The organism is Pseudomonas sp. Pseu.R1 (assembly GCF_045764065.1).
In the GTDB taxonomy this organism is placed as follows: domain Bacteria; phylum Pseudomonadota; class Gammaproteobacteria; order Pseudomonadales; family Pseudomonadaceae; genus Aquipseudomonas.
The window spans coordinates 3,357,331-3,370,005 of the sequence record NZ_JBJGEE020000001.1 but is presented as its reverse complement, the minus strand read 5'-3'; the positions used below and the strand labels follow the sequence as shown (position 1 = coordinate 3,370,005).

9 protein-coding genes are annotated in these 12,675 nt (G+C 59.3%); 2 read left to right on the top strand and 7 right to left on the bottom strand.

Annotation, left to right across the window (positions count from 1 at the left end; translation table 11 throughout):
• Positions 1-216: 216 nt before the first annotated feature.
• The 6 genes from ACI5GA_RS15590 to ACI5GA_RS15565 all read right to left on the bottom strand — a co-directional run bounded on the left by ACI5GA_RS15590 (position 217) and on the right by ACI5GA_RS15565 (position 8,378).
• Entirely contained in the window at positions 217-705 is a 489-nt protein-coding gene (locus ACI5GA_RS15590) for an SRPBCC family protein (protein WP_421423319.1), read from the bottom strand.
• 33 nt (positions 706-738) lie between these two features.
• The gene (locus tag ACI5GA_RS15585; protein ID WP_421423318.1) at positions 739-4,191 is read right to left on the bottom strand and encodes a non-ribosomal peptide synthetase; all 3,453 of its coding nucleotides are present in this window, start codon (positions 4,189-4,191) and stop codon (positions 739-741) included.
• Positions 4,188-5,132, bottom strand: coding sequence for a diiron oxygenase (locus ACI5GA_RS15580; RefSeq protein ID WP_421423316.1), 945 nt, complete (start codon positions 5,130-5,132; stop codon positions 4,188-4,190). The genes ACI5GA_RS15585 and ACI5GA_RS15580 overlap by 4 nt, the downstream gene beginning before the upstream one ends.
• A gap of 42 nt (positions 5,133-5,174) precedes the next feature.
• Positions 5,175-5,951, bottom strand: a complete 777-nt coding sequence (locus tag ACI5GA_RS15575) for a DUF3050 domain-containing protein (protein ID WP_404636994.1) — start codon at positions 5,949-5,951, stop codon at positions 5,175-5,177.
• A 750-nt stretch (positions 5,952-6,701) separates the two neighbouring features.
• On the bottom strand, positions 6,702-7,457 hold the full coding sequence (locus ACI5GA_RS15570) for a thioesterase II family protein (RefSeq protein ID WP_421423314.1): 756 nt from the start codon (positions 7,455-7,457) through the stop codon (positions 6,702-6,704).
• 177 nt (positions 7,458-7,634) lie between these two features.
• Positions 7,635-8,378 carry a GntR family transcriptional regulator gene (locus tag ACI5GA_RS15565; RefSeq protein ID WP_404636990.1) on the bottom strand — a complete coding sequence of 248 codons (744 nt, stop codon included), beginning with the start codon at positions 8,376-8,378 and terminating at the stop codon, positions 7,635-7,637.
• Positions 8,379-8,706: 328 nt separating this feature from the next.
• On the opposite strand from ACI5GA_RS15565, the gene lapG reads away from it, so the two are divergent.
• On the top strand, positions 8,707-9,417 hold the full coding sequence (lapG, locus tag ACI5GA_RS15560) for a cysteine protease LapG (RefSeq protein WP_421423312.1): 711 nt from the start codon (positions 8,707-8,709) through the stop codon (positions 9,415-9,417).
• Positions 9,418-9,444: 27 nt separating this feature from the next.
• Entirely contained in the window at positions 9,445-11,388 is a 1,944-nt protein-coding gene (lapD, locus tag ACI5GA_RS15555; protein ID WP_421423310.1) for a cyclic di-GMP receptor LapD, read from the top strand.
• 123 nt (positions 11,389-11,511) lie between these two features.
• Here lapD and ACI5GA_RS15550 read toward each other — a convergent pair whose 3' ends face one another.
• Positions 11,512-12,516 (bottom strand): aldo/keto reductase, encoded by a 1,005-nt coding sequence (locus tag ACI5GA_RS15550; protein ID WP_404636984.1) that lies wholly within the window; start codon positions 12,514-12,516, stop codon positions 11,512-11,514.
• Between the last annotated feature and the right edge of the window lie 159 nt (positions 12,517-12,675).

Below are 12,675 nucleotides of genomic sequence, written 5' to 3'. Positions count from 1 at the left end.
GCGCTGCTCAAATGATAATTAGTCGCATTGTGTTGGGGTGGTTGATGATTTGCAACATTTGCATACTCGTATCTGCGGAGGTTTGTGGGAGTGAGCTTGCTCACGAAAGCATCAGTCCAGGCACTGCAACAGCGACAGGGCCACCGCATTCGTGAGCATGCTCACTCCCACAGGTACAGTTCAGGGCTTGTTCAGCCACAGCAGCCCTATGGTGTATTAGCCAAACAGCTTCTGCACATTCCCCATGGCCTCATCAGCAAACCCCTGCAGGAACGCGCGAAACTCATCGGCGTTCATTGGGTTGCCGGCAGCGGGCTCCGCCACGATTGTCCAGGTGGCGACGCTGTTGTTGCCGCTACCCGGCGTCACCGTCATTGACGCCCAGAGATTGCCGACACCGAGGTTGTTGTAGATCGTGGTCCAGGTCATTGAAAACGCTTTGTCATTGCGCGAGTTCAGTTGCTCGACCACCTCAAGTCCGCCCTCCCTGAAGCGCTTGTGGCGAATGGCGCCGACGCCGTTGCCAATGACGTCGATGCTCTTCAGTGCGAGGACAAACTTGTCGAAGCCGCCAAAATTACCGACGACTTCCCAGACTTTCCGTGCCTCAGCGGCCACTGTCACTGAGGCCACTACAGGAGCGCCGACCGGGTTGGCCACCAGCGTGTCGGGTTTCAGGTTGACGAGGGTGTCGATTGCGTTCATGTCGTTCTCCATTACGTACGTGGGGTGTTGCGTTCAGATGAAGTCGATTTCTTTCAGGTAGTCGCAGCCCTTGCGCAGCAGCGCCGGGGATTTTTGCGGATAGCGTTCGCCCATGCGCTGCACTCCGGCGAGGGCGTTCTGGTAGGCGATCATCGAGATGTCGCCGATGTCTTCCTCGAAGCCGTCCAGGTAAAAGCCGAGCACGCCAAACAGTGCGTTCTGGCTGTCGACCCGGCTCAGTTGGGTCTGCCAGTGCGCAACGCTGACCATCTCGAATTCGCGCCCGGCTTCACGGAACGCGTCGACGTAACCGCTCCAGCTCAAAGGCTCGGGGTTGTGCAGGTTGAACACGGCGCGGGCGGGTTGATAACGGCTGCTGTGGAAGCCGATGAAACGGGCGAGGAAGTCCACGGGCATGAGGTCGAAAGTCATCGAGAAATCGGGGACTTGCCCCAACTGCATCGAGCCTTTGAGCATCAACATCAAACGATTTTTGTGCGGCTGACAGACACCCGTGACGCTGTTGAACGCGATGTTGCCGGGGCGATAAATGTTGACCCACGCGCCCTGTTCTCGGGTCTGCTGCAGAATGCGTTCGGCGACCCACTTGGACAGGTTGTAGCCGTTCTTGATGTAGATCGGCGGGGTGTCGGCGGCGGGCGCCTCCAGCACATTGCCATCGGCGTCAACGGCGCTGGAGGCCGAGAGTGTCGAGACGAAGTTGAACACCTTTTTGCTGCGACCTTCGCACAGGCGCAGGCATTCGAAGATCGGCGCGACGTTGTCTTTGGCCAGCGTTTCGTAATCCTGAACGTGATTGACGTTCGCGGCGTTGTGCACCAGCGCGCCGAACTCACGATCAAGCCGCTCGTACACCTCGTCGCTCAGGCCCAGTTGCGGCCGAGTGACATCGGCTGCGTAGACGCGCACCCGACTCAAGTCCAGATGTTCCAATCGATTCTCGCGCAGCGATTCGACGAAACGGTCCTGCGCGGTCAGCCCGTTGCCCTCACGCACCAGGCACGCCACTTCGGTCGCACCCCACGCCAGCAACGCCTCAACGATGTGCACGCCGAGAAAGCCGTTGGCCCCAGTGAGGATGACCTTGTGCACATCCCCCAACTTGCCCACCGGCATTATCGGCAGGTCGATGGGGGTGGTCGCGTCGTTGATCGCTTGAGGGCTGACGGTCCAGGTCGACGCACCTTCGGTATCGAGCAGTGACGCCAGATTGATCAGCGTGGGCGACTCGATGAAGCGGTTGATCGGGACGCTGCGCCCGAAACGCTCGCGAATCCCCAGCAGCATCTGCGAAAGCAGAATCGAATGGCCACCCAGATTGAAGAAGCTTTCATCAGTGGAAATGTCGCCCGGCGGCACCTCCAGTAAATCCGCCCACAGCGGCAGCAACAGGCGTTCATTTTCAGTTTCCGGCTGACGGCGGGGCGCCTGTTCGATCAGATTGATCGGCAATTGCAGCAAGGCTTTGCGATCGATCTTGCCGTTGTTCGCGAACGGCATGTTCGCAAGCTCCGTATAGGCCGCCGGGCGCATGTAATCGGGCAGCAGGCGTTCGACGTGGGTCTTCAGCCGATGGCGAGCGGCATCAGGTTCGACGCCGTGGGGCTGGGCGAGAAAGGCTAGGATCCGGCGCTGCTCATCCACCACCACGGCGACTTGGCGATACAGTTGGCTGTCGCGCAGGCAATGTTCGATTTCTTCCGGTTCAACCCGGAATCCGCGAATTTTCACCTGATTGTCTCGACGGCCCGACAGCTCAATGCCCTCGTCAGTCCATTTGCCGATGTCGCCCGTGCGATAGGCGCGCAAGGTCTCGCCGTCACCCAGATTGATGTGCACATAGCGCTCGGTGGTGAGCGCCGGGTTATGGATGTAACCCAGCCCCACGCCCGGCCCGACGATGTACAACTCGCCCGGCGTTTGCTCGGCAACCGGCTGTAGCTGCTCGTCCAGAATCAGCAATTGACTGTTGGCGATGGGGCGCCCAAGGTTGCGGTTGCTACTACCGGGCTGAAATTGCCCGGCGGTGATCAGCACCGTGGCTTCGGTCGGGCCGTACAAATTGTGGAACGCGCACTGCGACGCCAACCGCTCGATGACATACGGCTCGCAGACGTCGCCGCCTGTGCACAGGTGCTGGAGCGTCAGCGGCGTATCCAGCGGCAGAATGCTCAGCAGCGCAGGCGGCAGAAAGGCATGGCTGAGGTTCTGGCCCAGCAGCTCGACCAGTTGCAGCGGATCGCGTCGTTGATCCTCGTTGGCGACCACCAGTTCGGCGCCGCTGAGCAGGGTCGGGAAGATGTCGATCACCGATGAATCGAAACTCAAGGTCGAGAACTGCAATACCCGACTGTGCTCGCTGAGGCTGACATAGTCCGCGTACCAGGCCGTGAAATGACTGAGGTTGTGCTGACTGAGCATCACGCCCTTGGGATGCCCGGTGGTGCCCGAGGTGTACAGCGCCATGCACGGCGCATTGATTTCAGGCTCCCGTCGCATCAAGGACTGAGACGTTGGCGTGGGGGCGATGTCGCAGATGTTCAGCCCCGGTACGCATGAGTCGGCCAAAGGGTGTTGACCGTCGTGCAGCAGCAACGCCGCTTTTGCGTTTTCCAGAATGTACTGCTGGCGCTGCAAGGGCTGGCTGGGGTCGAGGGGCAGATAAACCGCGCCGTACCCCAGAACGGCCAGAATCCCGGCAAACAGCGCAGTGGACTTGGGCAGGCAGATGCCGATCACCAACGGTTGGTTTTCGACCTGATCCAGCAACGCCGTCATGCGTTGCTGGATAGCCACCGCCTGGGCGCGCAGCGTGTCGTAGCGAATGTGTTGACCGTCGATTTCCAGTGCACAGCGTTCGCCAAATTGACTGAAACTGCGGTCCAGTCGCGCAACCAGAGACGACTGAGCGATGTTCAGCAGATGAGGCTCAGCGGTGTGATTGAAGCGGTGCTCGAAGGCCAGCCGGTCCAGCTTCTGCATGCCTTCCTGCCATTCACTGCGGGGCGGCTCGACCCGTTCGCTCCGGATGAAGTGCTCGGGGTCGCGAGAAAAGCGGCTGACCTGCAACGCAATGCTGTCGATCAGCGCCGCCACCGCGCTGTCGCGCAACTGGCGACCGTTGCCCGAAGGCTCGACAGGCACCGACTCCCGCACAATCAGACGTTGCGCAGTGGCCGACCCATACCAGCACAGCCATTCAACCTGCGGCAGCCCCGCGTGCATGCTGGGCGTCAGGCCGACTCGCAATCCAAGATGGACGGCGGTCTTGAAGGCGTGCAATCGGGCGCTCGACAATTCCAGCGTGCCGTCTTCGATGAGCATCGATACGTCGCTCAATGGGCTGCTTTCCAGCGCTTGAGCGTCGGTCAATGCGTGGATCTGGTGGCCATGGCTGTCGAGCGCCGCGCACAGTTCGCTCAACGCCCGACTGTGGCCGATGAGCACAATCGCCAGGCGTTTCATTGCACACCTCCCACGGGCAAATAGTCAGCGAGGGCGTGTTGAACACAGGTCGAATCGAGCATCGAGCTGGTCTTGAAGAACCGCACGATATTGCCCACCAGCGGGTGATGCCGATTGATCGGGAAGCACATCGCCTGGGCTTCCTCCCGCAACGCCTGTTTGACCGATTCGGTGACGTCCAAGTGATCGATGAGCACGAAGTCGAAGCCTTTCTGAATGTCATTGGTCAAATATTGAGCAATGAACACCGGCATGATGTGCGCGATGGTTTGCCGGTCCTCTTCAGGCGCGGCGTTCCAGTAGATGCGCACCAGACGCGCCCAGAAGCCCGAATGGCGACCTTCGTCGAGCAGGTGATCGGCCATCAGGCCCTTGACTGATTGTTTGACCGTGTCGTCCTTGGCGAACGCGGCGACATCATTGGTCACGGTGTTTTCGGCAATGGCCACGCAGATCAGCTCGACAGCGCTGCGCAGATGATCGGGCGCCAATGCCAGCGCAGCGGGAATCGCCCGGCTCAATTCTATTTCCAGCGGCAGGTGGACGGGCTGAATACCGGTCAGGGCGATGGTCTGCTGCATGAAGTCCATGGCCACCAGCGCGTGATAATCCTCGTCGACCACAACGGTCATGGCGTCGTAGCGGCAGGCGAAGGGAAAGCGGATCGCGAAGTTGTCCTTGGCGATGCTGCGGGCGGTCTTGTCGACGATTTCCGTCTCGAAAATCACCACGTCGTTGATGAATTTGTACAGGCTCTGGATCAGCGCAAAGTCACGCAAATGCGGGCATTCGCGGGTGAACGTGTCGCTCAGCACCAACGGTTGGCGGCTCAGCGGATAGATGAGTTTGGCGTCGTTCTCGACGATGCGGCGCGGGCGGGTGCGGATCGTTGCGCGACCTTCCCAGGCATCGGCAAAGGACAGGTAATCTTCGGCTCTCATGATGTCGTCCTTGTGTTCTTGGCTGAGGGGATTGGCAGGCGCTTACGCGCTGACCTCAAGTGCCGGTTCGCGCATGCTCACGCGCAGGGCGTCCCACAGCGCAATGCGGCTTTCCACGGCGGCGATGGCTGCTTCGTAGACTTGTTGCTCGCGTTGCCCATCGCCGTCGACGAGGCGCGCCAGCAGTGATTCGGCTGCCGGGCCGTGGTCCTCGGAATCAACTTCGATGTGACGTTCCAGGTAGTAGCGGAAGGTTGGCGCTTGATTGGCGGTGATGCCCCAGTCGTCGAGGATGCGCTGGAACATCTGCGGGATGACGCTCTCGCGGCCATGCAAAAACGCTGCGGCGACGCTGTGGGCGGGGGCGTTGAGGGCGATATCCAGTGTGTCCCGAACGAAGCAGGCTTCGGCCTTGCCCGCTTTTACTCGCTCCAGCGCGGTTTGGTAGTGAACGCCTTCCTTTTGCAGCTCGACGAAGCGTTCGATTCGCGCCGTACTGGCGCCAACTTCGCGCATGGCGTCCAGATACAGTTCGAAATGGCTGTAATGACCGTGATCGAGACGATCATCGGATTCCTCGCCCAAGACGATTTCGTTGATCAGACGTGCGGCTTTCGGGTCTTTGGGCGGCAACCAGGGCAAGCGGGTGCAGGTCAGTTCCTGCTGCAGTCGCTTGGTCAGCGACATGAAGTCCCAGACCGCAAAAACGTGTGCCTCCATGAAGCGCCGAAGAACGTCAATTGAATCAATTTCGGAGAAGATTGGATGGGCGCTTAATTCGAATTTCTTGCGGGTTAGCAATTGTTTTTGAATGCTCATTGTGACGTCCTTGAAGTTAAAGTTTCCTGTTCAAGCCTTGGCGCTTATTGAAATCGGTCAAGCATTAATTGGACGAATTGAGAGCGCCAAATAAGGGCCTGCCTAACCGATGGGCGAGCGCGAGCGACGAACAGTTCTTTCGTTTAATGGTCGTTGTCAATAACAGGCTTGGTACGTGGAAGTCGGAACAAGCCTTTGCTGTGCGGCCCGTGTATGAAGGGCTGCGCTGTCGTCTGTGGGGCGACGAGAAAACGTTAATTCACTTGTTAATTCGTTCGCAAACACTTTTTAATAATTTTTTACGTATATAAAACCGGGCGTGAAGTGTCCTGATAAAACTTCGGTCCAGAGTTTTATTTGGGTGAGCGCAACCCTTCCGACTCAATTGGGCCAGAATTGATAATAATGAACGAATGCCTCGTTCGGCATTGCGCGTTAACTGAATAATCGCTGTAGAAGGATTTTTGTGGGCGACGTAGATGGACATCCCTCATTACGTCTGCGCCCTGGCACTGCTCCTTTCGCTGCTCCATGAGAATTGCGTTTGCGGAACCGACAGCAGGGGGTTCACTGCCCGAGTGTGCCTGAAACCGAAAACTGCGCTCGGCTGGCGTGGGCAGATTTCACGTTAGATGAGGGTGTGTAGCAGACATGGCTTGCCTGCGGTGGCGAATGTGAGATCGCTGCCGCCGGCAAGCCGGACTGCTAAGGAGGGATGTGTTTGCCGAGGGGGATGTGTGTCGGGGAGGGTCAGACGTCGAGCAGGCCCAGGTGGGTGTTGATAATGTGCAGCAGGCGATCGCGCTGCGAGATGAGGAAATTATGACTGCCGCGCACTTCAATCAATTCGAACTCGCGGCGGGTAAACTCGCGCCAGTTCATCATGCTGGTGGCGGTATCGACCGGGTCGTCACTGCCGTAAAGCGCGGTCAACGGGATGTCCAGGCCTCCATCAGGGCAGTGAGACCATAATTCCGAAAGCTTCAGGTCGCTGCGTATCACCGGTTCGAACAGGCGCATCAGTTTCTTGTCGTGCAGCATGGACTCCTGCGCGACGCCCAGTTTGATCAAAGCCTGGATGAAGTCGTCTTTGGGCAAGGTGTGCAGGTAAGGCGTCGGCTGGCGGCTGTCGGGACTGCGACAGCCGGAGATGAAGAGATGGCGGGTCAGACCGGGATAGTGAGATTGCGCCAGACGCGCCATCTCGTACGCGACTCGTCCGCCGAAGCTATGGCCATAGAACGCGTGAGGTTCGGTAAGGTAGGGCTGTAGCGCCAGGAAGGTATCTTCCAGCAACGGCGCCCACTGATCGTAAGGCGTTTCCTTGAGGCGACTGCCGTGGCCTGGCAGACGCAGGGTGACCAGCTCGATATGGTCGGCCAGGCCTTCGGACCATTCACGAAACTGCTCCGGATCGCCGCCCGCGTGGGGGAAGCAGATCAGGCGCGTCCTGACGGGCTGTCCGGAATTGACCACCATCAGCCATTTGCTTTTTTCAGCGTACACAGGGGGTTCCCCAAGCCTGCGTGGGCAGACTACTGATATCCGTGGGGCCGGGTCCTTCGGCGCTGGCATCGCGTATCCGATGCTCAATAACCCCGTGCCTCATCCGACCAATGGCGGCCGCAAGCAGGGGGGGCGATGCTGGATCGTGAGCTGTCGCCGCTCACGACCGTCGAACCCTCATTGGGTGAGGGCGCGCTTCCTTGACGCCGAGGCGGGTTTGGCGACTTCCGCAGGTCGGCTATTCAAATACGTGTTGATGGCCGCCACACCACGATTCAAATGGTGAGCCAGGGCGTCGATGGTGGATTTGGCGTCACCGGCTTCAGCCATGCGCAGCAATTCATAGTGGTCGTGCTGGGACAGCTTGCCCAACCCCATGTATTTGAGGTTGAAGCGCAGAAAACGCTCCTCCTCGTTCAGCCCGTCTTCCACCAGCTTGAGCAGACGCTTGTTGGTGGCCCGGGAGTATAGCGTCATGTGGAAGAGGCGGTTGAGCGTGCCCATCTTCGAATAATCGGTTTCGATTTCGAGCTGTTCGATGTAGCCGCGAGCGGTCTGGATGTCATCGGCGGTCAGCAGGGGAATCGACTGCCGTAGCGCCTCGGATTCCAGCAGAATGCGCAGTGCGTAGGCATCGGTGGCGTCTTCGTTGATCAGTGGCGCGACGACAGCGCCTTTGTGTGTTTCGACCCGCAGCAGCGACTGGGCTTCCAACTGGCGCAAGGCTTCGCGCACGGGCATGCGACTGACGCCAAACAGTGTGGCCAGCTCTTGCTGACGCAGGGCAACGCCCGCCGGGAGACGCCCGTCGAGTATCGCTGCGCGCAATTTTTCCTCGATCACCCCGCGCGCCAAATGCGCGGGCGGTTGCTCGCTACCGAGGATTTCCCGCAGAAATTGTTCTTTTTCAGCCCTGCGCATCGTCACTTCTTCTTTGCTGACCAGACATTGGATCCAATGGAACACTAGAGGCCGTATTCGGCCTTGTCAAACTTTGAAACATCTCTGACCTGGCTGCGGCGGAGCGCATTCTACAAGGCTTTATGGCGTTCATGTGCGTGGGGTGTTCTATCCTTTGAGCGATACGAGGCGTCGGAAAACGGTCGCCTGAACGCGGCATTCCAACGCTCACGTGCGCAGACAATCGAAGTCATTGATTCGCAAGCCAATGATCGCCAGATGCCATTATTTTCCTCGGTTGGAGCCTCGTCAGCGAGTACCTCCCGTCGACCCCTTTGGACTGACCGCATTGGCGATCCATTTCGCTGTTGACCGGCTTGCGCGCACGCTCTGCCAGGTATTGCTGGCGAGTGTCGTAGTGGCGAGTCTGGCAAATGCCGATTGGGACTTTTCATTGATCACGCGCCGGGCGACAGCACTGTACGGCCCGGCAACGGAGGGGCGGCACCGGATCGATGAGTGGAGGGCGATGCTCGCAGGGCGTAAACCGGGCAATGATCTTGAGCTGTTGCAGCGCGTTAACCAGTTTTTCAACCAAGAGTTGCGCTACGTCGAAGACATCGATTTGTGGCACATGGACGACTATTGGGCGACGCCCGTCCAAGCGCTGTGGAAAGGCGCGGGTGACTGCGAGGACTTCGCCATCGCCAAGTATTTCAGCTTGCGGCAGTCGGGCATGCCTGCGGACAAACTGCTGATCACCTACGTCAAGGTGCTCAACCCGGAACGCGCGCACATGGTGCTGACGTATTACCCGGATGCCGACGGCGAGCCGCTGGTGCTCGACAGCCTGACCGACACCATTGAGCGCGCCGACGCACGTAAGGATCTGCTGCCGGTGTACGCCTTCAATGGCGAGGGCGTGTGGTTGCCGGACGCTACGGACGCCACGTTTGGCAGCAACAGCATCGCGGGGGATATCAAACAGCTGTCCCGCTGGCAGGACGTGTTGAACAAGATGAAAGCCGAAGGTTTTCCGGTCGAGGGCAACACGCCCTGAGCCATTTGCCAGAACAAGGATTCGCCCATGACCCTGTTCAAACAGCTGTTGATCGCCATCTGCCTGTTCATGGTCGTCGCCTTTAGCGGTGGCTTCATGGTCAGCCTGGAAAGCTCCCGCGATCAGTACGTCAACCAGTTGCGCTCCCACGCGCAGGACGCGGCCACCGCACTGGCGTTGTCGTTGAAGCCTTCGGTGGATGATCCGACCATGATGGACCTGATGGTCAGCTCGATTTTCGACAGCGGCTATTACGCGCGTATTCGAGTAGTGAACCCGGCCACCGGTAAGGTCATTGTCGAGCGCAATGCCGTACCTGCGGCCACTGCGCCGGACTGGTTCATCAAGCTCATCGCATTGCAGCCTGCGGGGGCCAGCGCGATTGTCAGCCGAGGCTGGCGCCCGGCGGCGCGGGTCGAAGTGGTCAGCCACCCAATGTTCGCCATTGGCAAGCTGTGGCAGGCCGCGTTGGGCAATCTGGGGTGGCTGCTGCTGTGCGGGATTGTCAGCTTTCTGTTGGGGGCGTGGCTGTTGCGACGCCAGCTCAAGCCGCTGGATTACATGGTCGAACAGTCCGAAGCCATTGGCCGTCGCGAATTTTTGAGCGTGCCGCAGTTGCCGGTCACGCCGGAATTGCGCCGGGTCGTGCAGGCCATGAATCAGATGGTCGACAAGCTCAAGGCGCTTTTTCAGGAACAGGCCGAGCGCACGGAAAAACTGCGGATCGAATGCTACGAAGACAGCCTTACCGGTCTCGCCAACCGACGCTATTTCGACATGCGCCTCAACGAGCACGTCAGCCAAGTGGAAGACACGCGTTCGGGCTACCTGCTGCTGATGCGAATCAACGATCTGGCCGGGCTGAATGAGCGAATGGGCGGCCAGAAAGCCGATGCACTGCTGGTCTCGGTCAGCGATGTGCTGGTGCGACAGTGCTTCAATCACGCCGAAGCGCGGCATTTGATCAGCCGGATTCGTGGCGGCGAGTTTGCGGTGCTGGCACCGGGACTGGTGAAAGAGGAGGCGCTGCAACTGGCCCATGAGCTGGAAACGGCCCTGAGCAGTTTACGCAGTACCGGTGCCTCGGATGTCAGCCCGGCGGCGTACATAGGTCTGGCGCCATACAGTCCGGGAGACTCGGCGCAGACGCTGCTGGGGCTGGCAGATCAGGCGCTGTCTCAGGCCGAGGCCCAGAGCGAGACGATCTGGCATTGCATTGAGCACAGCGCGGTCGGAAGTCTGGAAGACGACCACCACGCCTGGTACGAACTGCTGGATCAGGCCCTGACCGAGCGGCGTTTTCAACTGTTCTTCCAGCCGGTGATGGACGCCAGCGATGTCAGCCGCGTGTTGCATTTCAAGGTGCTGTCGCGGGTGTTCGACGAGGATTCACAAACGCTTGCGGCGGGACGCTTTCTGCCGTGGATCGAGCGCTTTGGCTGGTCGGCGCGTCATGATCGGGTGATGCTCGAAACGGTCTTCGAGCAGCTACCCCGGCACGATCAGACACTGGCCCTGAACCTCTCTGCCGCCACGCTTTGCGACGCCTTCGCGCTAGGCGAAGCGATGGAGCTGCTCAAACGCCATGCGCATCTGGCCTCAAGGTTGGTGCTGGAAATCAGCGAGGATCAGATGCCGGATCAGCAGGGGCTGGAAGACCTGACGAGGCAACTGAGGGAGATGGGCTACTCGCTTGCGCTGCAACACTTCGGCGGGCGTTTCAGCATGATTGGCAATTTGTCGAGCCTGGGGCTGGCGTACCTGAAAATCGAAGGCAGTTACATCCGCGCCATTGATCGGGAGCGGCACAAACGGTTGTTCATCGAGGCCATACAGCGCGCGGCACACAGTATTGATTTGCCGTTGATTGCTGAACGGGTGGAGACAGAAGGAGAGTTTGTCGTGTTGCGGGAGATGGGGATTCAGGGCGTGCAAGGGCAGTTGTTTGGCGATCCTGCGCCTTGGGAATAGAGCGCGTACTCACTGCTGTGGGAGATTCTATGGTTGGGTACAAACGCTCTGTGTCCGACTTGCTGACGATGTTGACTGACCTATGGTCTTCGCCAGCAAGCCGACTCTCACAAGGTTATTGGGTTAGATATACCGCCCCGTCACAAAATGCTGCACATCGTTGAAGCCAGGCGTCGAGGCGTGGCCCGGTGTCACCAGCGAGTCGATGAAGGCTTCATCTTCCGCCGTAATTTTCACACTTAGGGCTTTGGTGTAGCTGTCCCATTGTTCCTCGGTGCGCGGGCCGACGATGGCCGAGGTCACGGCCTGGTTGTTCAACACCCACGCAATGGCGAACTCCACCAGGCCTATGCCTTTGTCCTTGGTGTACTGCTGCAGCTTCTGCGCGATGTGCAGCGACTCGGTGCGCCATTCCGTTTCCAGAATCCGCTTGTCCTGCCGTCCGGCGCGGGTGCTGGCATCCGGAGTCACGTCCGGCGCGTATTTGCCGCTGAGCACTCCACGTGCCAGTGGGCTGTAAGGCACCACGCCCAAGCCGTAGAACTTGGCGGCGGTGATCTGCTCAAGTTCCGCCTGGCGGTTGACGATGTTGTACAGCGGCTGGCTGATGACCGGTTTGTCGACGCCCAGGCGCTGGGCCACGTTGACCACTTCGGCGATACGCCAGCCACGGAAGTTGGACACGCCCCAGTAACGAATCTTGCCCTCGCGAATCAGATCGCCAATGGCCGAGACGGTTACCTCCAGCGGAGTGCTGTGGTCTTCCTTGTGCAGGTAGTGAATGTCGATGTAGTCGGTGTCGAGCCGACGCAGGCTGGATTCGATCTCGTTGAAGATGTGCTTGCGGTTCAGGCCGCTGGTGTTGGGCGCAGTGTTGCCGGAACTGCTGCCGACTTTGGTCGCCAGCACCCATTCGCTGCGACGCTTGGCGATGGCCTCGCCGACGATCTCTTCGGAGCGCCCGGCGTTGTAGACGTTGGCCGTGTCGATGAAATTCACGCCCTCGTCCCAGGCCTTGTCGATGATGCGCAGCGACTCTTCGGTGCCGGTCTGCACGCCGAACATCATCGAACCCAGTGTCAGTGTCGAAACCTTGAGGCCGGATTGGCCAAGAATGCGGTAGTTCATTACTCGATATCCTTTTCGTCAGGGAAGTGGAAATCAGGACAGTCTGGGACAGGCTTGCAAGTGGTCTCGTAAAGGCCTTTCAGACCGACAGCTCTAGGCCGGACATACTCGCCTGTTTGGGGCGAATTTGAAAAGTGACAATTACAGAAGGCGCCCCAT

Bases quoted from the DNA above. Each gene is read 5' to 3' on its own strand.
- ACI5GA_RS15590 (WP_421423319.1), bottom strand. From the start codon at position 705: ATGAACGCAATCGACACCCTCGTCAACCTGAAACCCGACACGCTGGTG.
- ACI5GA_RS15585 (WP_421423318.1), bottom strand. From the start codon at position 4,191: ATGAAACGCCTGGCGATTGTGCTCATCGGCCACAGTCGGGCGTTGAGC.
- ACI5GA_RS15580 (WP_421423316.1), bottom strand. From the start codon at position 5,132: ATGAGAGCCGAAGATTACCTGTCCTTTGCCGATGCCTGGGAAGGTCGC.
- ACI5GA_RS15575 (WP_404636994.1), bottom strand. From the start codon at position 5,951: ATGAGCATTCAAAAACAATTGCTAACCCGCAAGAAATTCGAATTAAGC.
- ACI5GA_RS15565 (WP_404636990.1), bottom strand. From the start codon at position 8,378: ATGCGCAGGGCTGAAAAAGAACAATTTCTGCGGGAAATCCTCGGTAGC.
- lapD (WP_421423310.1), top strand. From the start codon at position 9,445: ATGACCCTGTTCAAACAGCTGTTGATCGCCATCTGCCTGTTCATGGTC.
- ACI5GA_RS15550 (WP_404636984.1), bottom strand. From the start codon at position 12,516: ATGAACTACCGCATTCTTGGCCAATCCGGCCTCAAGGTTTCGACACTG.